Origin of the sequence: Micromonospora fulviviridis, from assembly GCF_014648395.1 — a bacterium.
Taxonomy (GTDB): Bacteria; Actinomycetota; Actinomycetes; order Mycobacteriales; family Micromonosporaceae; genus Micromonospora; species Micromonospora fulviviridis.
The window spans coordinates 437,858-462,797 of record NZ_BMRA01000002.1 but is presented as its reverse complement, the minus strand read 5'-3'; the positions used below and the strand labels follow the sequence as shown (position 1 = coordinate 462,797).

The window sequence follows — 24,940 nt, the reverse complement described above, 5'->3', positions numbered from 1 at the left end:
ATGGGCCGGGCCCCGCAGGAGACCCAGGCCGGGCTCTGGACCTACCTGTTCCTCGCGCTGACCATGCTGTTCGCCGCGTTCCCGCTCTACTGGATGTTCGTCATCGCGACCAGCGACGACGAGGCCCTCGCGAAGCTGCCCCCGGCGATCGTTCCCGGCGACCGGTTCATGACCAACGTCGACGAGGTCTTCTCCCTCCAGGACGTCTACTTCGCCGCCTCGCTGGTCAACAGCGTCATCGTGGCCACCGTGGTGACCGCCTCGGTGCTGTTCTTCTGCTCGCTGGCCGGGTTCGCCTTCGCCAAGCTGCGGTTCAAGGGCAGCAACGCGCTGATGCTCTTCGTGGTGCTCACGCTGACCGTGCCCAACCAGCTCGGCATCGTGGCGCTCTACATCGTGATGGGCAAGCTCGGCTGGAACGGCACCCTGCTCGCGGTCATCGCCCCCGGGCTGGTCACCGCGTTCGGCGTGTTCTACATGCGGCAGTTCATCGTCAACACCGTCCCCGACGAGCTGGTCGAGTCGGCCCGGATGGACGGCGCCACCACCATGCGGGTGTACGCCAACATCGTGCTGCCGGCGATCCGCCCGGCCCTGGCCGTGCTCGGGCTGCTCACCTTCGTGGCCACCTGGAACGACTTCCAGTGGCCGCTCATCACGCTGAGCGGCACCGACTTCCCGACCTCGATGGTCGCGATCTCCGACCTGGCCAGCGGCAACTACGTGATCTACCGGCGGGTGCTGGCCGGCGCGTTCATCGCGACCGTCCCCCTGCTGGTCATGCTGTTCATCGGTGGACGTCAGATCGTCCGCGGAATCATGGAAGGCGCGGTGAAGTCGTGAGCCGTCAGACGCTGCACGAGGGTTGGCTGCTGCGGGCCGTGCCCGGTCCGCAGGTGCCGCCGGAGGTCGCCGGTCGGGCGGTGCCGGCGACCGTCCCCGGCTGCGTGCACACCGACCTGCTGGCGGCCGGCCTCATTCCCGACCCGTACCTCGACGACAACGAGAACGGCCTCGGCTGGATCGGCCGCACGGACTGGGTCTACGAGACCACCTTCGACTGGCGCCCGAGCGGCGACGAGCGGGTCGACCTGGTCTGCGCCGGCCTGGACACGGTCGCCACGGTCACCCTCAACGGCGCCGAGGTCGGCCGCACCGAGAACCAGCACCGCGGCTACCGCTTCGCCGCCGGCCCGCTGCTCCGGCCGGGCGCCAACACCCTGACCGTGCGCTTCGACTCGCCGTACCGCTACGCCGAGGCGCACCGGGACCGGCTCGGCGACCGGCCGAACGCGTACCCGGAGCCGTTCAACTTCATCCGCAAGACCGCCTGCAACTTCGGCTGGGACTGGGGACCGACCGTGGTCACCGCCGGCATCTGGCAGGAAATCGGGCTGCACGCCTGGTCCACGGCCCGGCTCGCGACCGTCCGGCCGCTGGTCACCGTCGAGGACGGCACCGGCCGGGTGGAGCTGCACGTCGAGGTCGAGCGGGCGGGCGACGAGCCGCTCACCGTGCACGCCACCGTCGCGGGCGCCGCCGTCGAGGTCGCCGTCCCGGCGGGGGAGCGCCGCGCCGTGGCGACCCTCACCGTCCGCGACCCGGCGCTCTGGTGGCCCGTCGGGTACGGCGACCAGCCCCTGCACGACCTCGACGTGACCCTGCGCGCCGCGGACGGCCGGACGCTGGACGCCTGGTCCCGCCGCATCGGCTTCCGCTCGGTACGCCTGGACACCGCCCCCGACGCGCACGGCTCCGCGTTCACCCTGCACGTCAACGGGGTGCCGGTCTTCGTCAAGGGGGTCAACTGGATCCCCGACGACGCCTTCCCGAACCGGGTCACCCGGGCCCGCCTGGCCGGCCGCTTCGCGCAGGCGGTCGGCGCGAACGTCAACCTGCTGCGGATCTGGGGCGGCGGCCGGTACGAGTCGGAGGACTTCTACGAGCTGGCCGACGAACTCGGGCTGCTGGTGCAGCAGGACTTCCTCTTCGCCTGCGCCGCGTACCCGGAGGAGGAGCCCTTCCGCACCGAGGTCGAGGCGGAGGCGCGGGAGCAGGTCGTCCGGCTCGCGAGCCATCCCTCGCTGGTGCTCTGGACCGGCAACAACGAGAACATCTGGGGCTGGCACGACTGGGACTGGCAGGAGCCCCTGGCCGGCCGCACCTGGGGGCGCGGCTACTACCTGGACCTGCTGCCCGCGATCGTCGCCGAGCTGGACCCGACCCGGCCGTACTGGCCGGGCAGCCCCTGGTCGGGCAGCGAGGACGTTCACCCGAACGACCCGGCCCACGGCACCACGCACATCTGGGACGTGTGGAACACCGACGACTACACGAAGTACCGGGAGTACGTGCCCCGCTTCGTCGCCGAGTTCGGCTACCAGGCGCCCCCGGCGTACGCGACCCTGCGCCGGGCCCTCTCCGACGAGCCGCTCGCCCACGACTCGCCCGGGATGGCGCACCACCAGAAGGCGATCGACGGGGACCGCAAGCTCCAGCGCGGCCTCGACGCCCACCTGCCGGCGCCCGCCGACTTCGACGACTGGCACTACCTCACCCAGCTCAACCAGGCCCGCGCCATCCAGCTCGGCGTCGAGCACTTCCGCTCGCACCGGCCGGTCTGCATGGGCACCATCGTCTGGCAGCTCAACGACTGCTGGCCGGTGACCTCGTGGGCGGCGGTCGACGGCGACGGCCGGCGCAAGCCGCTCTGGTACTCGCTGCGCCGGGCGTACGCCGACCGGCTGCTCACCGTGCAGCCGCGGGACGGCGGCCTGGCGCTGGTGGCGGTGAACGAGACCGCCGAGGCGTGGCGCGCGCCGGCCACGGTCACCCGGCTCACCCTCACCGGGGAGCCGAGGGCGAAGACCTCGGTGGACCTCGACGTCCCCGCGTACTCCTCGGTGGTGCTGGCGCTGCCGGCGGAGCTGGCGCGGCCGGAGGAGGCCCGGCGGGAGCTGCTGGTCGCGGAGGCCGGCGAGACCGCGGAGCGGGCGCTGTGGTTCTTCGCCACCGACCGGGAGGTCGAGTGGCCGGCCGCGGAGCTGGACGCGACGGTCGAGCCGGCGGGCGGCGGCCAGCGGGTCCGGGTGACCGCGCGGACGGTGCTGCGCGACCTGACCCTCCAGCCCGACCGGCTGGATCCGGCGGCGCAGGTCGACGAGGCGCTGGTCACGCTGCTGCCGGGAGAGTCGGCCACCTTCACCGTCACGGCGGACGGCCCGCTCGACCCGGCGGCGCTGACCGCCCGCCCGGTGCTGCGCTGCGTCAACGACCTGTGCGGAGGTGCGGTGTGAGACGGCGGCTGGCCGGCGTGCTGCTGGCCCTGGCCGGGCTGGGCACCACCACCACGGTCGAGGTGGATCTGCTCAACCAGATGTCCTGCGACGCCTCGGCCCTGACCGACGTCCGCGGAGTCCTCATCTGGGTGAGCCCCGGCACCCACGCGCTGGACAACCTCCGCGCGCAGTAGCGCCGCCTCGCAGATCTTGGACAGTTGTCGTTCGTCCGGAACGGCAACTGTCCAAGATCTCGCCGTTCCGGCTCCGCACCGAGTTGAAGATTTTCGCAAGTGCTAAAGTCTTCAGGGTTCTCGGGGAGGAGTCGTCATGTCGGTGCCGCTGTACCAGGCCAAGGCGGAGCTGTTCCGCACCCTCGGGCACCCCGTCCGGATCCGGGTGCTCGAACTGCTCCAGGACGGGCCGAAGCCGGTCCGCGACCTGCTCGCCGCCATCGACGTCGAGCCGTCCAACCTCTCGCAGCAGCTCGCCGTCCTGCGGCGGGCCGGCATGGTCACCTCGCACCGGGACGGCCCGCTGGTCGTGTACTCGCTCAGCACCCCCGACGTGGCCGACCTGCTCGCCGCCGGCCGGCGGATCCTCGGCGCGGTCCTCACCGACCGCGACGCCCTCCTCGACGAGCTGCGCGCCGGGGAAGGCCAGCGGTGAACGCGGCGGCCCCGGCCTCCTCGGCCCTCGACGGCCCGTCCCGCCCCGGCGTTCCCGGCGGCGGCCCGCGGCGGACCGGGCGGCTGCTCCGGACCCGGCTGTCCGGGCTGCTACCGGGCCGCTCCGACTGGGCGGCGGTCCGCCGCTCGCCCCGCCGCGACCTGCTCGCCGGGCTCACCGTGGCCGTGGTGGCGCTGCCCCTGGCGCTCGCCTTCGGCGTCACCTCCGGGCTCGGCGCGCAGGCCGGCCTGGTCACCGCCGTGGTCGCCGGTGCCGTCGCCGCGGTCTTCGGCGGCTCCAACCTCCAGGTCTCCGGCCCCACCGGCGCGATGACCGTGGTGCTCGTGCCGGTGGTGCAGCGCTTCGGCGCCCGGGGCGTGCTCATGGTCGGCGCCCTGGCCGGCCTGATCCTGCTCGCCCTCGCCCTGGCCCGCCTCGGCCGCTACGTCCGCTACCTGCCCACCCCCGTGATCGAGGGCTTCACCGCCGGCATCGCCGTGGTCATCGCCCTGCAACAGGTGCCGGCGGCGCTCGGCGTCACCGACGCCCACGGCGAGAAGGTCTGGGCGGTGGCCGCCGACGCGGTCGTGCGGTTCGCCGCCCACCCCCGGCCGGTGGCCGTCGCCGTCGCGCTCGGGGTGGCCGCGCTCATGCTGCTCGGCGCCCGATGGCGGCCCGGCCTGCCGTTCTCCCTGCTCGGGGTGGCCGCCGCCACGCTCCTCGCCGAACTGGCCCCGGTCGACCTGGTCCGCATCGGCGCCCTGCCGCAGGGGCTGCCCGCCCCCTCGCTGGACTTCCTCGACCCCAGCGCGTTCGGCGTGCTGCTGCCCAGCGCGCTCGCGGTGGCCGCGCTCGCCGCCCTGGAGAGCCTGCTCTCGGCGACCGTGGCGGACGGGATGACCGTCGGCGAACGGCACGACCCGGACCGGGAACTCTTCGGGCAGGGCCTGGCCAACCTGGCCGCCCCGGTCTTCGGCGGCATCCCGGCCACCGCCGCCATCGCCCGCACCGCCGTGAACGTGCGGGCCGGCGCCTCGTCGAAGCTCGCGGCGCTCACCCACGCCGTCGCCCTCGCCGCCATCGTGCTGGCCGCCGCCCCGCTCGTCGGCCGCATCCCGCTCGCCGCGCTGGCCGGGGTGCTGCTCGCCACCACCGTACGGATGGTCGAGGCCGGTTCGCTGCGGGCGATGCTCCGGGCCACCCGGGCCGACGCCGTGGTGCTGGTTCTCACCTTCGCGGTCACCGTGATGTGGGACCTCGTCACCGCGGTGGCGGTCGGGCTGGGCGTGGCCGTCGTGCTCGCGCTGCGCGCGGTGGCCCGCAGCGCCCGGCTGGAACAGGTGCCCCTCGACCCGGGCGAGCACAGCGCCGAGGAGCACGCGCTGCTGGCCGAGCACATCGTCGCGTACCGGCTGGACGGGCCGCTCTTCTTCGCCGCCGCGCACACCTTCCTGCTGGAACTGGCCGAGGTGGCCGACGTCCGCGTGGTCATCCTGCGGATGTCCCGGGTGTCCACGATCGACGCGACCGGCGCGCAGGTGCTCGGCGACGCGGTCGACCGGCTGCGCGGGCGGGGGATCGCCGTGCTGCTCTCCGGCATCACGCCGGGTCACGACCAGGTACTCAGCACGCTGGGCGTGGCGGCGGAGCTGCGCCGGGAGGGCTTGATCTTCCCGGACACCCCGGCCGCCATCCGCCACGCCCGCGCCATCGCGTTGGGCGCCTAGCCCGGCAGCGCGGCCAGGCCGGCCAGCAGCTCCCAGCGCTCGGCGTCGCTGAGCACCGCGTACGCGGGCTCGTCCCGCCGGTCGGTCTCCGCCTCGACGGCCGCGCGTTCCGGCCCGTCCGGCAGCGCCCGGATCCCGGCGGCGGTCAGCCCGGCGGCCCGCCACGCCGCCCGGTGCGCGTCCGCGCGGTGGTGGCGCAGCGAGCCGAGCCGGGTGACCAGCAGCAGCGCCGGCGAGGCGTCGTCCGGCTCGTACGGCGGGGACATGGCCCGGAACGCCGGCCCGCCGGTGGCCTGCCCGTGCGCCAGCACCCGGCCCACGAGGTCGGCCAGCCGGGGAACGATGGTCAGGCCGGGCAGCATCCCCGGCATCGCCGACCACCGCTCCTCGGCGGCCTCGGCGGTGGCCCGCTGCGCGTAGAGGGCCAGCTCCCGGCCCAGCTCGGTGAGGTGCCAGGTGCCGTCGGCGTCCACCGTGGTCACGCCCTGGGCCAGCTCCCGGCTCATGTCGCCGTCGGTGTAGGCCAGGCCGTCGGCGAGCGCCTCGGCGGGCATCGGCCGGGCCAGCACGCCGGAGAAGAAGCTGTTCTCATAGCCGAGGTCGACGCCACGCGCGGCGTAGAACTCCTCCATCCGGGCCCGGGCCGCCCAGCGGGCTCCCACGTACACCCGGTCGATGGCCGGTCGGATCAGTCGCGCGTAGCTCACCGTCGTCTCCACGCCGCCGGACCCTACCGGCGGCGTGGAGACCGGTGGGGGCGGTTACTCCGGGACCCGGCGGTACGCGCCGTCGCTGGCCGAGGTGGCCATCGAGGCGTACGCGCGCAGCGCCGCCGACACCGGCCGGACCCGGTCGGTCGGGGTGTACGGGCGGTCGCGCTTCTCCTCGGCCACCCGCCGCGCCTGGAGCACGTCGTCGGGCACGTCGAGCCGGATCGACCGGGCCGGGATGTCGATGACGATCTCGTCGCCCTCCCGCACCAGCGCGATCAGCCCGCCCGAGGCCGCCTCGGGGGAGACGTGCCCGATGGACAGGCCGGAGGTGCCGCCGGAGAACCGGCCGTCGGTGAGCAGCGCGCAGGAGCGGCCCAGCCCGCGACCCTTGAGGAACGAGGTGGGGTAGAGCATCTCCTGCATGCCGGGGCCGCCCTTCGGGCCCTCGTACCGGATCACCACCACGTCCCCGGCGACGACCTGCTTGGCCAGGATCGCCGCCACCGCGTCGTCCTGCGACTCGTAGACCTTGGCCGGCCCGCGGAACGTCAGGCACTCCTCGGGCACCCCGGCGGTCTTCACCACGCAGCCGTCCGGCGCCAGGTTGCCGTGCAGGATGGCCAGCCCGCCGTCCGCGCTGTACGCGTGCTTTCGGTCCCGGATGCAGCCCCCGGCCGCGTCGGTGTCCAGCGACGACCAGCGGTTGGTGGTGGAGAACGGCTCGGTGGTGCGCACCCCGCCCGGGGCGGCGTGGAACAGCTCGACCGCCTCCGGCCTGGCGGCGCCGCCGCGCACGTCCCAGTCGGCGAGCCACTGCGCCAGGCTCGGCGAGTGCACCGCGTGCACGTCCCGGTGGAGCAGGCCGGCGCGGTCCAGTTCGCCGAGGATGGCCGGGATGCCGCCGGCCCGGTGCACGTCCTCCATGTGGTACTGCGGCGAGTTCGGCGCGACCTTTGCCAGGCAGGGCACCCGCCGGGAGATGGCGTCGATGTCGGCCACCCCGAAGTCCAGCTCCGCCTCGCGGGCGGCGGCCAGCAGGTGCAGCACCGTGTTGGTGGAGCCACCCATGGCCACGTCGAGCGCGACGGCGTTCTCGAAGGCGGCCCGGCTGGCGATCGACCGGGGCAGCACGGACGCGTCGTCGCCGTCGTACCAGCGCTTGGCGATCTCCACGGCGGTGCGGCCGGCCTCGACGAAGAGCGACCGGCGCGCGGCGTGGGTGGCCAGCGTCGAGCCGTTGCCGGGCAGCGCCAGGCCGATCGCCTCGGTGAGGCAGTTCATCGAGTTGGCCGTGAACATGCCGGAGCAGGATCCGCAGGTCGGGCAGGCGGAGCGCTCGATCTCGCCGAGCTGGTCCTCGGTGACCGCCTCGTTCGACGAGGCGATCATGGCGTCGATCAGGTCGATCTTCGAGTGGACGACGCCCTCGATCGCCACCGTCTTGCCGGCCTCCATGGGGCCGCCGGAGACGAAGACGGTCGGGATGTTGAGCCGCAGCGCGGCGAGCAGCATGCCGGGGGTGATCTTGTCGCAGTTGGAGATGCAGACCAGGACGTCCGCGCAGTGCGCGTTGACCATGTATTCGACCGCGTCGGCGATCAGCTCCCGGCTGGGCAGCGAGTAGAGCATGCCGCCGTGGCCCATGGCGATGCCGTCGTCCACCGCGATGGTGTTGAACTCCCGACCCACCCCGCCGGCCTCGGCCACCGCCTCGGCGACCAGGCCGCCGAGGTCCTTGAGGTGTACGTGGCCGGGGACGAACTGGGTGAAACTGTTCGCGATGGCGACGATCGGCTTGCCGAAGTCGTCGTCGGTCATCCCGGTGGCCCGCCACAGGGCGCGGGCGCCGGCCATCGTCCGACCGTGGGTGGAGGTCCTCGACCGCAGCTCAGGCATGCCTACCAGTCTGACACCGCCGTCCCGCCGGCCCCCGGGCACGCGCGCCGTGTCCCAACAGTTGCACACCCGGTGCCCCACGGGGGGCGCCGATCCGGCACAGTTGAGGTCGTGCAGTCGTCCCCGGGCATGGTCACCGTCGCGGTGCTGAGCGGGCTCGCCGCGGCCGGTGCCGCCGCCCTGCTCGCCGCGTCGGCGCGCCGCCGGGGCGGACCGCACCGGCAGGCCCACGTGCTGCTCGCGGCCGCCGCCGGGGTCGCCCTGCTCAGCCTGCTCCTCGGGCTGGCCGGCACACTGGCCGCCGGCGACCACTGGGCGCACCGGCAGGGGCAGCGGACCGGCTGGGCCACCCTCGTCTCGTTCGGCACCACGCTCGCCGGGCTCGGCCTCGGCGTCGCCCTGCTCCGGCTGCCCGGCACCGCCGCGGCCCGGGCAGCCACCGCCCGGCTGCTGCTGGACGGCCTGATCATGGCGGGGGCGCTCTGGTTCGTCGGCTGGGCGCTGTTCAGCCCGCCGACCCGGCTGCTCGGCGCCGCGACCCCGGTCGCCTGCCTGCCCATCCTGCTGGCCACGGTGAGCGCGGCGCTGACCGCCGGGCTGACCGTGATCATGGTCTTGCGGGCGGCGCCGCCGCGCGGCCGGCTGGTCCTGCTGGGCGCCGGCGCGACCGGGGTGACCTGCGGCGGCCTGGGCCTGTCGGCCGGGCTCTGCCAGGCCGGTCCGGGGCTGGCGTTCGCCGGCGCCGCGGTGATCGCCGCCGGCCTGCTGGCCACCGCCCTGGCCGCGCACCGGGTCGACCTGCCGCGGGTCGACGTCGACCTGATCCGCCGCGACGGCGAGTACGCCTTCGTGCCGATGTTCGCGATGGCCGCCTCCGCCATGTACCACCTCCTGCAGGGCGGCCGGTTCGACGTGTTCGGCATCGCGGCGGGCAGCGTCGAGGGCTTCGCCCTGGTGGCCCGGCAGTACCTGGCCCTCAACGACGTCCGCGGCTACGCCGGCCGGCTGGCCGAGCGGGAGGCGCACTTCCGCGAGCTGGCGCACACCGACCCGCTCACCGGCCTGGCCAACCGGCGCGGCCTGCTGCGCGCGCTGCACCGCTGCGCCGAGGCCGGCGTCCCCTGCGTGCTGCTCGGGCTGGACCTGGACGGCTTCAAGAACGTCAACGACATGCGCGGCCACGACGTGGGCGACGCGGTGCTGGCCGAGGTGGGCCGGCGGCTGCGCGGCAACCTGCGCCCGGGCGACCTGGCCGCCCGGCTCGGCGGCGACGAGTTCGCCGTGCTCATGCACGGCACGACCGACCCGGGGCCGGTCGCCGAGCGGCTGCTCGGGGTGCTCGGCCGTCCCTACGAGGAGGCCGACGGGCCGGTCTTCCTCTCGGTCAGCATCGGGGTGGCCGGCGCCTGCGGGGAGACCGACGTCGAGCTGCTGCTGCGCAACGCCGACCTGGCGCTGCGCTACGCCAAGCAGCGCGGCAAGAACCGGATCGAGCGCTACGACGCCACCTACGACCAGCTGCTGCGCCGGCGCACCATGCTGGAGCACGAGCTGCGCGGCGCGATCGAGCGCGACGAGCTGCGGCTGGCCTTCCAGCCGGTGGCCTCGCTGCCCTCGGTCCGCCCGGTCGGCGCCGAGGCGCTGCTCCGCTGGCACCACCCGGAGCTGGGCAACGTCCGGCCGGACGAGTTCATCCCGCTGGCCGAGGAGTGCGGGATGATTTCCAAGCTGGGCGCCTGGGTGCTGCACCAGGCGTGCTACCAGCTCTCCCGCTGGCTGGCCGACGGGCACGACGTATGGGTGTCGGTGAACGTCTCGCCCCGGGAGCTGCACGCCCCGGAATACGTGGTCCAGGTCGCCGACGCGCTGCGCGCCCACCACGTACCGCCGCAGCGGCTGGTGCTGGAGGTCACCGAGCACGCCGTCGCCACCGACCTGGACGAGCTGATCCGGCGGCTCACCGCGCTGCGCCTCACCGGGGTGCGGATCGCGCTGGACGACTTCGGTGCCGGCTACTCCTCGCTCGGGCAGCTCCGCCGGCTCCCGATCGACATTCTCAAGATCGACCACAGCCTGGTCGCCGAGCACGAGCCGGTCCGCCCGGTCGGCCGGGACGGCCCGGCGTTCGCCCCGATGGTCGACATCGTCATGCGCCTCGGGCACCAGCTCGGCCTGGAGGTGATCGCCGAGGGCGTCACCACCCCCACCGAGCTGGCCGCCGTGGTGGCCGCCGGTTGCCGCTTCGGGCAGGGCGCGGCCTTCGGCTGGGGCGTACCCGCCGAGCACCTGGAGGCGATGCTGGAGGCGGCCACCTCGCCCGGCAACCGCCCCGCCTCGGCGCCGCCCGCCGCGCCGGCCCCGCCGCCCCGGATCGGGCCGTCCCCGTTGCTGCCCCGGCTGCGGTCGAATCCACCCGCCCAGATACCCGCGCCGCGTACCTCGAACGAGGGATCTTCGCAGGTCGTGCCGGGCGCGGAGGGTGTGCCGGGAGCCGACACGCCCACGTCCGTGAACCAAAATGTGGGATCAGTTGACTCATCGCGTGAGATGCGTCAGGCTTAGCCGCATGTCGTCGAACCGGTCGCTGCGAGTACTTACCTGAGCGCACTCTCCCGAACGAGAGTGCGCTGGCCCCGTGCATCTGCACGTGGGCCGTTTTTGTTGCCGTCGGACCATCGCCGGGACGCCCGCGTTCCATCCTGAGAAGCGCATCACACACTCCAGCCGAAGGCCTGAACCGCCATGACGAGACCCACGCCAGAGACCCTCGCCCACTCCGTCCGGCGCGCCCGCCCGGCCACCGAGCCGGCCGGCGACGCCGACCACGCCCCCGCCCCCCGCACCGGTGCCGCGCCGGCCGCCCCGGCCGTACGGCAGCCGGAAGCGGCCCCGGTTTCCGGCGCCGGGTCGCTGGTGCGGTCGCTCGAGGCGCTCGGCGTCGACGTCGTGTTCGGCATCCCGGGCGGCGCGATCCTGCCGGCGTACGACCCGCTCTACGACTCGACCGTCCGGCACATCCTGGTCCGCCACGAGCAGGGCGCCGGGCACGCGGCCACCGGCTACGCCCAGGCCACCGGCAAGGTCGGCGTCTGCATCGCCACCTCCGGCCCGGGCGCGACCAACCTGGTGACGCCGATCGCCGACGCGTACATGGACTCGGTGCCGATGGTGGCGATCACCGGCCAGGTGGCCCGCCCGTCGATCGGCACGGACGCCTTCCAGGAGGCGGACATCCAGGGCATCACCCTGCCGATCACCAAGCACAACTTCCTGGTGCAGACGGCCGAGGAGATCCCGCAGGTGCTCGCCGAGGCGTTCCACCTGGCCTCGACCGGCCGGCCCGGCCCGGTCCTGGTCGACATCCCCAAGGACGTCCTCCAGGCGCCGACCACCTTCACCTGGCCGCCCACCCTGGACCTGCCCGGCTACCGGCCCACCCTGCACCCGCACGGCAAGCAGATCCGCGAGGCGGCCCGGCTCATGACCGGCGCCCGTCGCCCGGTGCTCTACGTCGGCGGCGGCGTGCTCAAGGCCGGCGCCACCGAGGGGCTGCGCCGGCTGGCCGAGCTGACCGGCATCCCGGTGGTCACCACGCTGATGGCGCTCGGCGCGTTCCCGGACTCGCACCGGCAGCACCTGGGCATGCCCGGCATGCACGGCACCGTCGCCGCGGTCTACGGCCTCCAGAAGTCCGACCTGATCGTGGCGCTGGGCGCCCGCTTCGACGATCGGGTGACCGGCAAGCTGGACTCGTTCGCGCCGGACGCCACCGTGGTGCACGCCGACATCGACCCGGCGGAGATCGGGAAGAACCGGCACGCCGACGTCCCGATCGTGGGCGACGCCCGGCACGTCATCGACGAGCTGATCGCGGCCGTCACCGCCGAGCAGGCGGCCCGGCCGGCAGCCGACCTCGCCGACTGGTGGAACCAGCTCGACGACCTGCGCGGGCGCTACCCGCTGGGCTACGAGGAGCCGGCCGACGGCACGCTCTCCCCGCAGTACGTGATCAAGCGGCTGGGCGAGATCGCCGGCCCGGACACCGTCTACGTGGCGGGCGTCGGCCAGCACCAGATGTGGGCCAGCCAGTTCATCTCGTACGAGAAGCCGTACACCTGGCTCAACTCCGGCGGCCTCGGCACCATGGGCTACGCCGTCCCGGCGGCGATGGGCGCCAAGGTCGGCAAGCCGGACACGACGGTCTGGGCGGTGGACGGCGACGGCTGCTTCCAGATGACCAACCAGGAGCTGGCCACCTGTGCCCTGGAGGGCATCCCCATCAAGGTCGCCGTCATCAACAACGGCAACCTCGGCATGGTCCGGCAGTGGCAGACCCTGTTCTACGGGGAGCGCTACTCCAACACCGAGCTGGGCACCCACAAGCACCGCATCCCGGACTTCGTGAAGCTCGCCGAGGCGCTCGGCTGCGTCGGCCTGCGCTGCGAGAACGCCGCCGACGTGGACAAGACCATCGAGGCGGCCATGGCGATCACCGACGCGCCGGTGGTCATCGACTTCGTGGTCGGCAAGGACGCCATGGTGTGGCCGATGGTCGCCGCCGGCACCAGCAACGACGAGATCATGTTCGCCCGGGGCGTCCGCCCCGCCTTCGACGAGGACGAGCTGTAATGACGATGCACACGCTGTCCGTGCTGGTGGAGAACAAGCCGGGTGTCCTGGCCCGGGTCTCCGGGCTGTTCTCACGGCGCGGGTTCAACATCGACAGCCTCGCCGTGGGGGAGACCGAGAACCCCGACGTCTCCCGCATCACCATCGTGGTCAACGCCGAGTCGTCCCCGCTGGAGCAGGTCACCAAGCAGCTCAACAAGCTGGTCAACGTACTCAAGATCGTCGAGCTGGACCCGCAGGTCTCGGTGGCCCGGGAACTGCTGCTGGTCAAGGTCCGCGCGGACCGCAACGCCCGGGGCCAGGTGCTGGAGACGGTGTCTCTGTTCCGCGCCCGGGTGGTCGACGTCGCGCCGGACACGCTCACCATCGAGGCCACCGGCACCCCCGACAAGCTCGACGCGCTGCTGCGTGACCTCGAGCCGTTCGGCATCAAGGAGATGGTCCAGTCCGGCACGGTGGCCATCGGACGCGGCTCCCGCTCGATCACCGCCGGCCCGGCGCTGCGCGCCGCCTGATTCGCACCCACCAGATTTCGACGGGCCGACGGGCACCGCCGTACGAAAGGGAAGTCAATGAGCGTTGAGGTGTACTACGACGACGACGCCGACCTGGGCCTGATCCAGGGCCGCACGGTCGCCGTGATCGGGTACGGCAGCCAGGGCCACGCCCACGCGCTGTCGCTGCGCGACTCCGGCGTCGACGTGGTGATCGGCCTGCCCGCCGGTTCCAAGAGCCGGCCGAAGGCCGAGGAGCAGGGCCTGCGCGTGCTCACGCCGGCCGAGGCGGCGGCCGAGGCCGACGTGATCATGATCCTGGCGCCGGACACCGCCCAGCGCGGCCTCTACACCGAGTCGATCGCCCCCAACCTCGCCCCCGGCAAGGCGATCTTCTTCGGCCACGGCTTCAACATCCGGTACGGCCTGATCAAGCCCCCGGCCGACGTGGACGTGGCGATGGTCGCCCCGAAGGGCCCCGGCCACCTGGTCCGCCGCCAGTACGTCGACGGCAAGGGCGTGCCCTGCCTCGTCGCCGTCGAGCAGGACGCCAGCGGCAACGCCTTCGGCCTGGCCCTGGCGTACGCCAAGGCGATCGGTGGCACCCGGGCCGGCGCCATCAAGACGACCTTCACCGAGGAGACCGAGACCGACCTCTTCGGCGAGCAGGCGGTGCTCTGCGGCGGCGCGGCGGCGCTGGTGCAGACCGGCTTCGAGGTGCTCACCGAGGCCGGCTACGCCCCCGAGGTGGCCTACTTCGAGTGCCTGCACGAGCTGAAGCTCATCGTCGACCTCATGTACGAGGGCGGCATCGCCCGGATGCGCTACAGCATCTCGGACACCGCCGAGTACGGCGACCTCTCCCGCGGCCCCCGGGTCATCGACTCCCGGGTCAAGGAGGAGATGCGCAAGATCCTCGGCGAGATCCAGTCCGGCGAGTTCGCCCGTGAGTGGGTGGCCGAGGACGAGGCCGGCCGGCCGAACTTCGCCAAGTGGCGGGCCGAGGGCGCGGCGCACCCGATCGAGGAGACCGGGCAGAAGCTGCGCGCCATGATGAGCTGGGTCGACCGGCCCATCACCGAGACCGCCTGACCCCGGGTCGGGCAGCTCCGAGGCGGCCCGCGACCCGACGCTCTCCCCGGCGTCGGGCCGCGGGCCGCCGTCATTCGCGCCGTCGCGACGAAGCGCCCGCGGCGGTCCGTTCACCTGGTGGGACCGGGTGACCAACGCCTCGGCCGTCCCGGCCCGACCCGGGCAGCGGGTGAAGGGGGGATGACCGGCGTGCGACGAGCCTGTGTGAGGGCGCTCACCTCGCGGTCCGGGACCCGGAGGGCGGGCCGCCCCCTACCATCCTTGGTGAGGTGCTCCAGCCGGCACCTGACGGCCATGGCACGGATCGGCGCAGGGCGCAGCGCGGCGTCCCGACGCCCCGGCCGACCACAAGAACCGAGCGTCTACGAGGACCGATGAATCCTGTCGTACTGATCGCCGAAGAACTCGCACCCGCCGCCATCGAGGTGCTCGCGCACGACTTCGATGTGCGTCACGTGGACGGCACCGACCGCCCGGCCCTGCTCTCCGCGCTCTCCGAGGCCGACGCGGTGATCGTACGCAGCGCCACCCAGATCGACGCCGAGGCGATCGCCGCCGCGCCGCGGCTGAAGGTGGTCGCCCGGGCCGGCGTCGGGCTGGACAACGTCGAGGTGCCCGCCGCCACGGCGCGGGGCGTCATGGTCGTCAACGCTCCCACCTCCAACATCGTCTCCGCCGCCGAGCAGGCCGTCGCGCTGCTGCTCGCCGTGGCCCGCAACACCGCCAGCGCCAGCGCCGCGCTCAAGGCGGGGGAGTGGAAGCGGTCGAAGTACACCGGCGTGGAGCTCCAGGGCAAGACCGTCGGCGTGGTGGGCCTGGGCCGCATCGGCGTGCTCTTCGCGCAGCGCATCGCCGCCTTCGGCACCCGCCTGATCGCGTACGACCCGTACATCCAGCCGGCCCGTGCCGCGCAGCTCGGCGTCCGGCTGGTGGGCCTGGAGGAGCTGCTCCGGGAGAGCGACTTCATCTCGATCCACCTGCCCAAGACGCCGGAGACGGTGGGCCTGATCGGCGAGAAGGAACTGGCGATCGTCAAGCCGGGCGTCCGGATCGTGAACGCCGCCCGTGGCGGCCTGGTCGACGAGCAGGCGCTCGCGAACGCGATCGCCGAGGGCCGGGTCGCCGGCGCCGGCGTCGACGTCTACGCGAAGGAGCCCTGCACCTCCTCGCCCCTGTTCGCCTTCGACAACGTGGTGGCCACCCCGCACCTGGGCGCCTCCACCCACGAGGCGCAGGACAAGGCCGGTCTGGCCGTGGCGAAGAGCGTCAAGCTGGCGCTCCAGGGCGAGTTCGTGCCGGACGCGGTGAACGTGCAGGCCGGCGGCGTGGTCGCCGAGGACGTCCGGCCGCTGCTGCCGCTGGCCGAGAAGCTGGGCCGGGCCTTCACCGCGGTGGCCGGCGGGGTGGCCGCCAGCGTCACCGTCGAGGTGCGCGGCGAGATCGTCACCAACGACGTTTCCGTGCTCAAGCTCGCCGCCACCAAGGGTCTGTTCAGCTCGGTGGTGGAGGAGCAGGTCACCTACGTCAACGCGCCGCACCTGGCCGCGGAGCGCGGCGTCGAGGTCACCCTCGCCACCCAGGCCGAGACGGTCGACCACCCGAACCTGGTGACGGTCCGTGGTGCGCTGCCGGACGGCCGGACGGTCAGCGTCTCCGGCACGCTCGCCCACACCGGCACCCGGGACGTGCTGAAGCTGACCGAGGTGGACGGTTTCGACGTGGAGATCGGCGCCGAGGGCATCCTGGTCTTCCTGCGCTACGCCGACCGGCCCGGTGTGGTCGGCACCGTCGGCACGCTGCTCGGCGAGGCCGGCGTCAACATCGCCGCCATGCAGGTGGCCCGCCGCGAGGCCGGTGGTGAGACGCTCATGACGCTCACCGTCGACCAGGCGCTCGGCGCGGACCTGCTCACCTCGGCGGCCGACTCGATCGGCGCGGTCGCGGCCAGCGCGGCGGACCTGCGCGACGAGTAGTCCGACCACGACGGATCGGGGGCCCGGCCGGACGGCCGGGCCCCTCGTCGTATCCGTTGGCTCAGGACGTGACGCGTGTCGGTGGCGGGTAGACCGAGCCGTCCTGGGCGTCGAAGAGCATCAGGTCGTGCTCGCCGGCGAGCCGCTCGATGTCCAGCAGCACCTGGTCCGCGCAGGTGGGGAAGAGGTTCATCTCCACGTGGTCACCGGCCGCGTGCAACGGGGTGACCTCCCAGGGCGTGCCCGGGCCCGCCGGACGGTCGGGATAGTTGGCCGTGATGGCCCGGTAGAAGGCGACCACCCGGGGGTCGGGGTATCGCTCGCCGTGCCGCCCCTCGCGGCACCGCTGCACCGCCGCCCGCACCTCGTCGGGCGTGGCCCCGGCCGGCAGGGCCCACACGCTCAGATCGAAACTCACGGCGGACAGCGTGCCATCCCCGGTCCGCGCCGTCACCCCTGCCCCGCCGCAGGTTAACTCGCTGATTGCCGACAGGACGCCGGACGGTCCGCTGTGGAGACTCTTGCGTCGAGTTGCGTCGATTCGCTAGCGTACCCGTGCGGTCACTGGCTGAGTCGATGTTCCGGCCCGTCTTCGGGTGACGCGGTCGGCCGTCCGACCCACCGGCCCGCACCCCTCGATTGCGCGAGCCACGCGCACTCGTCGCTGACCGGCCCCCACGGTCGTTGCCGAGACCGTGGGGGCCGATCGCGGACGGCGTCCCGGATGCGAAGGCGGGGCGGCGTTCCGCGCGGTCAGTGCCGGCGGTGGGCGAAGAGCGCCCGGTAGTCCGAGCCGTTGCGGAACCAGGCCAGCCCGGCCGGGCCGGCGGCGTACAGGGCCGTGGCGTAGGCGTCGGCCACCGCGAGGTCCGGGCCCACCACCGTGGCGGCGACCAGCTGGTCGGCGGGCTCGCCGGTGTGCGGGTCCACCACGTGCCCCCGCCGCCCGGTCACCCCGGAGGTGCCCACCGCGCCGGCGGTCATCTCCAGCACCAGCGGCGACCGGCGCGCGTCGGTCGGGTGGTGCACCGCGACCCGCCACGGGCCGCCGTGCGCGGCGTGGCCGCGAACGGTCAGGTCGGCGCCGGCCAGCACGGCGTAGTCGTGCACCCCGGCGGCGCGCAGCCGGGCCGCGGCCCGCTCCACCGCCCAGCCGCCGAGCAGGCCGCCCGGGTCGAAGCCGCCCGGCACCGCCCAGGCGTCGAACCACCCGTCGGTCGCCGCCCGCATCGCGGTGCAGCGGTCCACCAGGTCGGCCAGCGGCGGGTACGACTCGGGGCTGATCTCGCCCCGGCGCAGCTTCGACACCAGGCTGTCGGGCTGGTTCGGCCCGTACGTGAGGTCGATGGCGCGCAGCTCGGCGACCGCGTCCCGGAGCGCCTCCCCGACGCGCCGGCGGCCCAGCCACTCGGGCGCGTTGAGCAGCAGCGAGTATTCCGCGGTGGAGGTGCGGACGGTGTGCCGGACGCTGATCCGGTCACCGGCGGCGCCGCCGGCCCGCTCCAGCTTGTGACTGCGGGTGCCGAGGCGAAGGTCGGGACGGCGGTGACGGAAGGCGGACTGGTCGATCCACCGGTTGCGGGGCTGCTCGTCCGTCCAGCGGGCCCGCCGCTGCTCCTCTATCCGCATGACACCGACCCTAGGCAGCGGACTTGACCGCACCATGAATGCCGCCTGGGAGACTCCTGTGCATCCGGGTTTCCCGAATGCTGGAAGACGCGTACCGGGAGCCGGGACGGCGACGTACGGTTGCGCAGAACGACGAGGTGAGGGAGCGCCAGGTGGCACGCATTGCGGTGGTGGCCGGGGACGGCATCGGACCCGAGGTGGTCGGGCAGGCCCGCAAGGTCATCGACGCGGTGCTCCCCGGGGTCGAGGCCACCGAGTACGACCTCGGCGCGGCCCGCTACCACCGCACCGGCGAGGTGCTGCCCGACTCGGTCCTCGACGAGCTGGCCGGGCACGACGCCATCCTGCTCGGCGCGGTCGGCGACCCCACCGTGCCGCCGGGCGTGCTGGAGCGGGGCCTGCTGCTCAAGCTCCGGTTCGCCTTCGACCAGTACGTCAACCTCCGCCCCTCCCGGCTCTGGCCCGGCGTGACCGGCCCGCTGGCCGCCGTGAAGCCCGGCGAGGTCGACCTCGTGGTGGTCCGCGAGGGCACCGAGGGCCTCTACGCGGGCGCCGGCGGCTCGCTGCACCGGGACACCCCGGCCGAGGTGGCCACCGAGGAGAGCCTGAACACCCGGCACGGCGTCGAGCGGGTGATCCGCGACGCGTTCGCCCGGGCCCGCCGCCGGGAGCGGCGCAAGGTCACCCTGGTGCACAAGACCAACGTGCTCACCCACGCCGGCTCGCTCTGGGCGCGCGCCTTCGCGGCCGTCGCCGCCGAGCACCCCGACGTGACCACCGAGTACCAGCACGTCGACGCCGCCGCGATGTTCCTGGTGACCAACCCGTCGCGCTACGACGTGGTGGTCACCGACAACCTCTTCGGCGACATCCTCACCGACATCGCGGCCGCGGTGACCGGCGGCATCGGGCTGGCGGCCAGCGGCTGCATCAACCCCGAGGGGCGCTACCCGTCGATGTTCGAGCCGGTGCACGGCTCCGCGCCGGACATCGCCGGTAAGGGCGTCGCCGACCCGGTCGCCGCCGTGCTCTCCGCCGCGCTCCTGCTCGACCAGCTCGGCCACGCCGACGCCGCCGCGCGGGTCACCGCCGCGGTCGCCACCGAGCTGGCCGGGCGTACGCCGGGCGCGCCGCTGCGCACCGAGGAGGTCGGCGACCGGCTCGCCGGGTACGCCGTAGCCTGACCGGGCCGTCACCTCGGCCCGGATCCGGGCCGCCAGACCCGTACCCGGGCCCGCCCGAGTTCCGGTCCGTTCCGGGCCGCCCGTCCGGCGCGCGCGATGTGCCGGGGCGGAGCTATCCGCTGAACGACCGTTCGGGGTAAGTTTCTGGCACCAGTGACGTCGGCGTGCGATCCCGCATGCCGTGGACCCGCAGGGAGGTCAGCGCGATGAGCGGTGGTGACAAGCTCGATTTCGAGATCCGTCCGAATCCCGCGCCGGTATCCGCCGCCGACCGGGCCGCCCTGCTGGCGAACCCGGGCTTCGGCCGGGTGTTCACCGACCACATGGTGACCATCCGCTACGCCGAGGGCAAGGGCTGGTACGACGCCCGGGTGGAGGCGCGCGCGCCGATCCCCATGGACCCGGCAGCCGCGGTCCTGCACTACGCGCAGGAGATCTTCGAGGGGCTGAAGGCGTACCGGACCGGCGACGGCTCGGTGACCATGTTCCGCCCGGACGCCAACGCGGCCCGCTTCGCCGCCTCCGCGCACCGGCTGGCCATGCCCGAGCTGCCGGCGGAGACCTTCGTCGAGTCGCTGCGCCGGCTCGTCGAGATCGACCAGGACTGGATCCCGGAGCACGAGGACGCCAGCCTCTACCTGCGCCCGTTCATGTTCGCCAGCGAGGTCTTCCTCGGCGTCCGCCCGGCCAACGAGTACCTCTACTGCGTGATCGCCTCGCCGGCCGGGGCGTACTTCGCCGGCGGGGTGAAGCCGGTGACGGTCTGGGTCTCGCCGGACTACACCCGGGCGGCCCCCGGCGGCACCGGCGCGGCCAAGTGCGGCGGCAACTACGCCGCGTCGCTGGCCGCCCAAGCCGAGGCCATCGAGGCCGGCTGCGACCAGGTGGTCTTCCTGGACGCGGTGGAGCGGCGCTTCGTCGACGAGCTGGGCGGCATGAACGTCTTCTTCGTCTACGACGACGACACCCTGGTCACCCCGCCGCTGACCGGCACCATCCTGCCGGGCATCACCCGCGACGCGATCCTCACCCTGGCCGCCGAGTCGGGGCACCGGGTGCAGGAGCGTCCGGTCAGCTTCGCCGACTGGCAGGCCGACGCGGCCAGCGGCCGGCTGCGCGAGGTGTTCGCCTGCGGCACCGCCGCGGTGATCACCCCGATCGGCGGGGTGCGCTTCCCGGACGGGGAGTTCCTGATCGGCGGCGGTGAGCCGGGCCGCTCCACCATGGCGCTGCGGCAGAAGCTGGTCGACATCCAGCGCGGCCGCGCCGAGGACCGGCACGGCTGGGTCACCCGCGTCCTCTGACCGTCCACCCGCTCCACCCGCACGGCCGGCCCGTCCTCGACGGCGCCGGCCGTGCGCTGTGTTGGGGGACGAGAGGGGAGCGCTGAGGCCGACGTGCTGCGGCTGGCCGGCCCCACCTACCGGCTGATCTGACGCGGAACCGCCACCGCGAGGAGTTTCTCCGGGTTGCGGACGGCGTAGAAGTTGGTGATCTTGCCCTGGGCGATCTCGATCAGGAAGACGCCTTCGAGACGCTCGCCGCTGAGTACCAGCGCGGGCGCGTTGTTGCAGTTGACCATCTCAATCCGCAGGTCCGCCAGCCGCTCCAGGCGGAACAGGCTCATGAGGACCGCGGCCACCTTCTCCGCGCCCACCACTGGCCGGCGGGCCGCCGTGGCCTTGCCGCCGCTGTCGGCGGTCCAGGTGACGTCCGGCGCGAGCAGCCCGAGCAGCCCTTCCAGGTCACCCGTGGCCGCCGCGGTCATGAACTGCTCGGTGATGTGCGCGGCCGTCGCGGCGTCGACGGGCTCGAAGCGCCTAGGCCGCGCCTGTACGTGCTCGCGGGCGCGATGCGCCACCTGGCGCACCGTCGCCACGGATTTGCCCACCGTTATGGCGATGTCGTGGTAGTCGAAGCCGAACACCTCCCGCAGCACGAACACCGCACGCTCATCGGGGGTGAGTGTTTCGAGCAGGACGAGCAGTGCCATCGACACCGACTCGGCGAGCACCACATCGGTCGAGGCGTCGTTCTCGTCGAGCAGCAGCGGCTCGGGCAGCCACGAGCCGACGTAGTCCTCGCGACGGCGCGCGCTCGCCCGCAAGGCGTTGAGCGCCTGACGGGTCACCAGCCGTGCCAGATACGACTTGGTGTCCCGCACCGTCGCCAGGTCCACGTCGGCCCACCGCAGATAGCTGTCCTGCAGCACGTCGTCGGATTCGGTCACCGAGCCGAGTAGCTCGTAGACGATCGTGAACAGCAGCGGTCGCAACAGGGTGAACCGCTCGGCGTGCTCGTCGGTGCTCACGGGGCGGTGACCGCCCGCGCAGCGGTGGTCGGCTGCTCGGGACGCGGGCCGCCGGTGGGCCAGCCCATGGAACCCGGCTTACGGGCCTCACGGCGGATCCTCTTCGCAACCACGAACTTGCAGGTGACCTCCTTGATCGCCGCGCCCATGCGGCCGCCGATGTAGACGTTCACCGGGGTGTCGTCCTTGCGGGCGACCTGTCGGATGCCGGCGCGCCGGCCGAGGCTGACGCACGCTCCCGTGAAGGCCAGGTCGATCACCGCCGGCTCGGTCCCCGCAATGTGGCTCAGCACTGTGTCGGCGGCCTGTGCCCCCAGCGGCCCGGCGGCGTAGCCGCTCATCCGCAGCGGCTGGCCCGACGGTGCGGCGGCGTCGCCGGCCGCGACGATGCGGCCGTCGTCGACGCTGGTGAGTGTCTCGTCGGTGAGCAGCCGACCAAGCGCGTCGGTGCGCAGCCCGCTCGCCGCCGCCAGGTCAGGCACACCGAAACCGGCCGTCCAGATGGTCAGTGCGCTCGCGCGCACCGCACCGTCGGCAAGGAGGACCGCATCCGGCCGGACCTCGGTCACCATGCCGACCTCGAGCACGGCGACACCGTGCCGGGTCAGCCACCTGGCGACGTATCGGCGCCCCGACGCGCTCAGGTAGGGCGCCAGGGAGCGCCCACACACCAGCGTGACCGTGCGTCCTTGTTCGGCCAGTTCGGCAGCCGTCTCGATGCCGGTCAATCCGCCACCGACCACGGTGATCGGAGCATCGAGGGGCAGCTCCTCCAGCCTTGCGCGCAGCCGCCGCGCGGACTCGAATTCGGCGATGGGCAGAGCGTGTTCGGCCGCGCCGGGCACCGATGACGGTATCGCTGCGGTGCTGCCGACCGCGTAGATGACGTAGTCGTAGTCCAGGGCGCGGCCCGACGCCAGCCGCACGGTACGGCCGGCGGTGTCGATGCACGTGGCGCTGTCGACGACCAGTTGGATGCCCGCGCCGAGCAGCGTGCCGTAGTCGATCGTGGCCTCGCCGGTACGCGCAACGAACTGGTGCAGCCGGATGCGTTCCACGAACTCCGGGCGGGGATTGACCAGCATGATGTCGACGTCGTCGCGCATCCGCAGACGGTTGGCCGCGAGCGTTCCGGCGTAGCCGCCACCGATGACCACGACCTTGTGGCGTGTGTTGTGTTCGGTCATGCCCCCAAGACACCGCGGATCGTCGAGACGTGACATGACGCGATGTGACGGGCTCTACTCCAGCCACGAGCGCGGGAACGTGTGCGCGGCCGGCGCTACGGCGGCAACCGAGTTCCAGTGATCGCCCAGTTGGTGCAGGCCGACGAGGACACGGTGCGGGACGTGATCCACCGGTTCAACCAGATCGGCCCGGCCTGCCTGGACCCTCGGTGGGCGGGAGGCCGTCCCCGCCTGCTCAGCCCTGACGACGAGGACTTCGTCGTCCAGACGGCCACCATTTACGCGTTCGGGTCCCAGTCTGCGAGCTGCTCCATCGGCTCGGTGTCGCCGGTGTTCTCCAGGCTGTCGAGCGGGACGCGCTCGTAGAAGTAGAGGACCAGTTCGCTCGCTGCGCCTCGCATCGCCATGTCGCCCGGCTCCGCGTCGGCGGCGAGGTCGTCGCAGCGGACGCCGTCGGCGTTGAGGGTCAGGCGCCAGGAGCGGCCCTCCGTCGTGTGCAGGTCGATGGTCGCCGGCTTGAACGGCCAGGGGACGGTCGTCGCCGCGACGGTCGTCAGGAACTCGTCGACGCCCTCGACCGCGACGTCCGTCGGCAGCGGCTGTGCGGCCCCCAGGGTGAGCTGGACGTCGTAGGTGTGGACGGCGATCTCCTGGATCTGGTGCCGGGCCACGGCTCCGCTGGTCTCCGGGGCCTGCGAGCGGCCCCACCAGGTCCAGCAGCCGCGGTCCGGGCCGGCCTCGCGCATCGCGTCGAGCATGAGCTCGGTCGACTCGGCGAGCCAGGCGTCCAGGGCTTCGCGGTCGCGGGGCGCGGTCGGGGCGCCCTTCGGGTCCGTCCTCGCCGGGGGCTCAGCGCCCGGGCCCGCCGCGACGATGGCGGCCTGGCGGCGGCGGCCGTCGCCGAGGTGCTGCGCCAGTTCGCGCAGCGTCCAGTCCGGGCAGGTCGGGACCTGGACGTCAAGGTCGGGGGCGGACGCGATCGCGGCGCGGAACGCGGCCGAGCGGTCTTCGATCAGCCGCAGGACCTCGGGGAACTCCAATGTGTTTTGCACCTCGGTTGTGTATCACTGCGCTCCGGCCGCCGGGTAGCGAATTTGTCGGACGAACGCGTCGACAGCCGAGCGGAGCGCCGGCGCCGAAGCCGTCCTGAAACTCCTCCTGATCTTGACCAGCTCCGCCACCACGCCCCCGAACCCGTCGGATGTCCGTCTCATCCAACCGGTTCCGGCCCCGCCGCCGCCAACCCGGTAAACGTTCCCGGTCAGAGCACTAGGGGCTGCGCCGACCGCCTCTGACCCCGCGGGGTCGCTCCGGTTCGGTGGCCAGCAGGTCCACGGTGGCCTGCTCGCGGGCGGGCGAGGCGGCGTCAGTCGAGGAGGTGGGCGCGGAGAGCGCTGAGCTGGGCGTCGGTCACGCCGGCGTGGCGGAGGTAGCCCTCCGCCGAGCCGTAGCCCTCGCGCAGCTCGGTGAGGAAGAGCATCATCGCCTCGGCGGGCGAGGCGAGGAACGGCGGCGGCGGCTCCTCGGCGTCCGGCACGGTGGCCCGGACCCAGGCGCTGAACCGCTCGGACGCGGCGGTGCTGAGCGCGTAGTCGGCGGCGATGTCCTCGTCGGGCACGCCGAGCGCGGCGAGGGTGAGGCCGCAGACGATGCCGGTGCGGTCCTTGCCGGCGACGCAGTGCACCACCACCGGGGCGTTGGCGCTGTCGGCGATCAGGCCGACCGCCTCGGCCAGGCCGGCCGTGCCGGTGCGGGCCAGGTCGGCGTACCGGTCGGCGAGGTAGCGGGGCAGGCTGCTGCCAGGCTGGTACATCTGCTCGGCCCAGTCCTGGTGCTCGGGGTGGATGTGCCGGTAGGTGAGCCCGTCGTAGGCCGGCACCCGGCCGTCCCGCGCCACCTCGGTGGGACGGCGCAGGTCGATGACGGTGCGGATGCCGAGCGCCGTGAACGCGGCCCGGTCGGTCTCGTCGATCCGGTGCAGCGAGTCGGAGCGGTAGAGCCGGCGGTGCCGGACGGTGCGCCCGTCCTGGCTGCGGTAGCCGCCGACGTCGCGGAAGTTGAACAGCGCGGGGAAGGGGGTCTCCAGGGCGTCCACCCCTGACACGGTAACGGCCGGCGGGGCCACGATGTGCCCCGCCGGCCGCTGGTTGCAGGTGTC

Annotated in this window: 20 protein-coding genes and 1 pseudogene; 13 read left to right on the top strand and 8 right to left on the bottom strand. The window is 73.3% G+C overall.

Going from position 1 to position 24,940, the window contains the following annotated elements:
* From IEY96_RS07115 to IEY96_RS07095, 5 genes are all read left to right on the top strand, one after another.
* The gene (locus IEY96_RS07115) at positions 1-843 is read left to right on the top strand and encodes a carbohydrate ABC transporter permease (RefSeq protein ID WP_373293527.1); all 843 of its coding nucleotides are present in this window, start codon (positions 1-3) and stop codon (positions 841-843) included.
* Positions 840-3,296 (top strand): glycoside hydrolase family 2 protein, encoded by a 2,457-nt coding sequence (locus IEY96_RS07110; RefSeq protein ID WP_189193979.1) that lies wholly within the window; start codon positions 840-842, stop codon positions 3,294-3,296. The genes IEY96_RS07115 and IEY96_RS07110 overlap by 4 nt, the downstream gene beginning before the upstream one ends.
* Positions 3,293-3,472 carry a hypothetical protein gene (locus IEY96_RS07105; RefSeq protein ID WP_189193978.1) on the top strand — a complete coding sequence of 60 codons (180 nt, stop codon included), beginning with the start codon at positions 3,293-3,295 and terminating at the stop codon, positions 3,470-3,472. Before IEY96_RS07110 ends, IEY96_RS07105 begins: the two co-directional genes overlap by 4 nt.
* 136 nt (positions 3,473-3,608) lie before the next feature.
* Positions 3,609-3,947 (top strand): ArsR/SmtB family transcription factor, encoded by a 339-nt coding sequence (locus IEY96_RS07100; protein WP_189193977.1) that lies wholly within the window; start codon positions 3,609-3,611, stop codon positions 3,945-3,947.
* 83 nt (positions 3,948-4,030) lie between these two features.
* A complete protein-coding gene (locus tag IEY96_RS07095; protein WP_189194265.1) occupies positions 4,031-5,674 on the top strand; it encodes a SulP family inorganic anion transporter in 1,644 nt (547 codons plus the stop codon).
* Here IEY96_RS07095 and IEY96_RS07090 read toward each other — a convergent pair.
* Together IEY96_RS07090 and ilvD are read right to left on the bottom strand one after the other, a co-directional pair.
* Complete coding sequence (locus IEY96_RS07090; protein WP_229791424.1) at positions 5,671-6,393, bottom strand: hypothetical protein; 723 nt, start codon at positions 6,391-6,393, stop codon at positions 5,671-5,673. The genes IEY96_RS07095 and IEY96_RS07090 overlap by 4 nt on opposite strands.
* A 42-nt stretch (positions 6,394-6,435) precedes the next feature.
* A complete protein-coding gene (ilvD, locus tag IEY96_RS07085) occupies positions 6,436-8,283 on the bottom strand; it encodes a dihydroxy-acid dehydratase (RefSeq protein WP_189193976.1) in 1,848 nt (615 codons plus the stop codon).
* Positions 8,284-8,394: 111 nt separating this feature from the next.
* Between ilvD and IEY96_RS07080 the strand changes: the two genes are divergently transcribed.
* The 5 genes from IEY96_RS07080 (at position 8,395) to serA (ending at position 16,471) form a co-directional block, all read left to right on the top strand.
* Positions 8,395-10,845 (top strand): putative bifunctional diguanylate cyclase/phosphodiesterase, encoded by a 2,451-nt coding sequence (locus IEY96_RS07080; RefSeq protein WP_189193975.1) that lies wholly within the window; start codon positions 8,395-8,397, stop codon positions 10,843-10,845.
* Between the two features lie 180 nt (positions 10,846-11,025).
* Complete coding sequence (locus tag IEY96_RS07075; protein ID WP_189193974.1) at positions 11,026-12,912, top strand: acetolactate synthase large subunit; 1,887 nt, start codon at positions 11,026-11,028, stop codon at positions 12,910-12,912.
* Positions 12,912-13,427: an acetolactate synthase small subunit gene (gene ilvN, locus IEY96_RS07070; protein WP_148797876.1), complete on the top strand. Its 516-nt coding sequence runs from the start codon at positions 12,912-12,914 to the stop codon at positions 13,425-13,427. Before IEY96_RS07075 ends, ilvN begins: the two co-directional genes overlap by 1 nt.
* Positions 13,428-13,484: 57 nt before the next feature.
* Positions 13,485-14,498, top strand: a complete 1,014-nt coding sequence (ilvC, locus tag IEY96_RS07065) for a ketol-acid reductoisomerase (RefSeq protein ID WP_189193973.1) — start codon at positions 13,485-13,487, stop codon at positions 14,496-14,498.
* A 374-nt stretch (positions 14,499-14,872) separates the two neighbouring features.
* The gene (gene serA / locus IEY96_RS07060) at positions 14,873-16,471 is read left to right on the top strand and encodes a phosphoglycerate dehydrogenase (protein WP_189193972.1); all 1,599 of its coding nucleotides are present in this window, start codon (positions 14,873-14,875) and stop codon (positions 16,469-16,471) included.
* A 61-nt stretch (positions 16,472-16,532) separates the two neighbouring features.
* Here serA and IEY96_RS07055 read toward each other — a convergent pair whose 3' ends face one another.
* Both IEY96_RS07055 and IEY96_RS07050 read right to left on the bottom strand, forming a co-directional pair.
* Entirely contained in the window at positions 16,533-16,889 is a 357-nt protein-coding gene (locus tag IEY96_RS07055; RefSeq protein ID WP_189193971.1) for a hypothetical protein, read from the bottom strand.
* Positions 16,890-17,224: 335 nt separating this feature from the next.
* Positions 17,225-18,100, bottom strand: coding sequence for an FAD:protein FMN transferase (locus IEY96_RS07050; RefSeq protein ID WP_189193970.1), 876 nt, complete (start codon positions 18,098-18,100; stop codon positions 17,225-17,227).
* 152 nt (positions 18,101-18,252) lie between these two features.
* Here IEY96_RS07050 and IEY96_RS07045 point away from each other — a divergent pair, with 152 nt between their 5' ends.
* The gene (locus IEY96_RS07045; RefSeq protein WP_189193969.1) at positions 18,253-19,284 is read left to right on the top strand and encodes a 3-isopropylmalate dehydrogenase; all 1,032 of its coding nucleotides are present in this window, start codon (positions 18,253-18,255) and stop codon (positions 19,282-19,284) included.
* 206 nt (positions 19,285-19,490) lie between these two features.
* Positions 19,491-20,588: a branched-chain amino acid aminotransferase gene (locus IEY96_RS07040; protein WP_189193968.1), complete on the top strand. Its 1,098-nt coding sequence runs from the start codon at positions 19,491-19,493 to the stop codon at positions 20,586-20,588.
* Between the two features lie 116 nt (positions 20,589-20,704).
* Here the strand turns inward: IEY96_RS07040 and sigJ are convergent, their stop codons facing one another.
* Together sigJ and IEY96_RS07030 are read right to left on the bottom strand one after the other, a co-directional pair.
* Positions 20,705-21,595 carry an RNA polymerase sigma factor SigJ gene (gene sigJ / locus IEY96_RS07035; RefSeq protein ID WP_189193967.1) on the bottom strand — a complete coding sequence of 297 codons (891 nt, stop codon included), beginning with the start codon at positions 21,593-21,595 and terminating at the stop codon, positions 20,705-20,707.
* Positions 21,592-22,782: an NAD(P)/FAD-dependent oxidoreductase gene (locus IEY96_RS07030; protein ID WP_189193966.1), complete on the bottom strand. Its 1,191-nt coding sequence runs from the start codon at positions 22,780-22,782 to the stop codon at positions 21,592-21,594. Before IEY96_RS07030 ends, sigJ begins: the two co-directional genes overlap by 4 nt.
* Before the next feature lie 102 nt (positions 22,783-22,884).
* On the opposite strand from IEY96_RS07030, the pseudogene IEY96_RS07025 reads away from it, so the two are divergent.
* Positions 22,885-23,058, top strand: a pseudogene (locus IEY96_RS07025) (helix-turn-helix domain-containing protein); the annotation flags it as partial.
* A gap of 2 nt (positions 23,059-23,060) precedes the next feature.
* On the opposite strand, the gene IEY96_RS07020 reads toward IEY96_RS07025, so the two are convergent.
* Together IEY96_RS07020 and IEY96_RS07015 are read right to left on the bottom strand one after the other, a co-directional pair.
* A complete protein-coding gene (locus IEY96_RS07020) occupies positions 23,061-23,834 on the bottom strand; it encodes a maleylpyruvate isomerase family mycothiol-dependent enzyme (RefSeq protein WP_189193965.1) in 774 nt (257 codons plus the stop codon).
* 314 nt (positions 23,835-24,148) lie between these two features.
* Positions 24,149-24,886, bottom strand: coding sequence for a tyrosine-protein phosphatase (locus IEY96_RS07015; RefSeq protein WP_189193964.1), 738 nt, complete (start codon positions 24,884-24,886; stop codon positions 24,149-24,151).
* Positions 24,887-24,940: the final 54 nt, after the last annotated feature.

Excerpts from the sequence above, each read along its gene's own strand:
- ilvC (WP_189193973.1), top strand. The coding sequence starts at position 13,485 with ATGAGCGTTGAGGTGTACTACGACGACGACGCCGACCTGGGCCTGATC.
- IEY96_RS07030 (WP_189193966.1), bottom strand. The coding sequence starts at position 22,782 with ATGACCGAACACAACACACGCCACAAGGTCGTGGTCATCGGTGGCGGC.
- ilvD (WP_189193976.1), bottom strand. The coding sequence starts at position 8,283 with ATGCCTGAGCTGCGGTCGAGGACCTCCACCCACGGTCGGACGATGGCC.
- serA (WP_189193972.1), top strand. The coding sequence starts at position 14,873 with ATGAATCCTGTCGTACTGATCGCCGAAGAACTCGCACCCGCCGCCATC.
- IEY96_RS07115 (WP_373293527.1), top strand. The coding sequence starts at position 1 with ATGGGCCGGGCCCCGCAGGAGACCCAGGCCGGGCTCTGGACCTACCTG.
- IEY96_RS07075 (WP_189193974.1), top strand. The coding sequence starts at position 11,026 with ATGACGAGACCCACGCCAGAGACCCTCGCCCACTCCGTCCGGCGCGCC.
- IEY96_RS07040 (WP_189193968.1), top strand. The coding sequence starts at position 19,491 with ATGAGCGGTGGTGACAAGCTCGATTTCGAGATCCGTCCGAATCCCGCG.
- IEY96_RS07050 (WP_189193970.1), bottom strand. The coding sequence starts at position 18,100 with ATGCGGATAGAGGAGCAGCGGCGGGCCCGCTGGACGGACGAGCAGCCC.
- ilvN (WP_148797876.1), top strand. The coding sequence starts at position 12,912 with ATGACGATGCACACGCTGTCCGTGCTGGTGGAGAACAAGCCGGGTGTC.
- IEY96_RS07100 (WP_189193977.1), top strand. The coding sequence starts at position 3,609 with ATGTCGGTGCCGCTGTACCAGGCCAAGGCGGAGCTGTTCCGCACCCTC.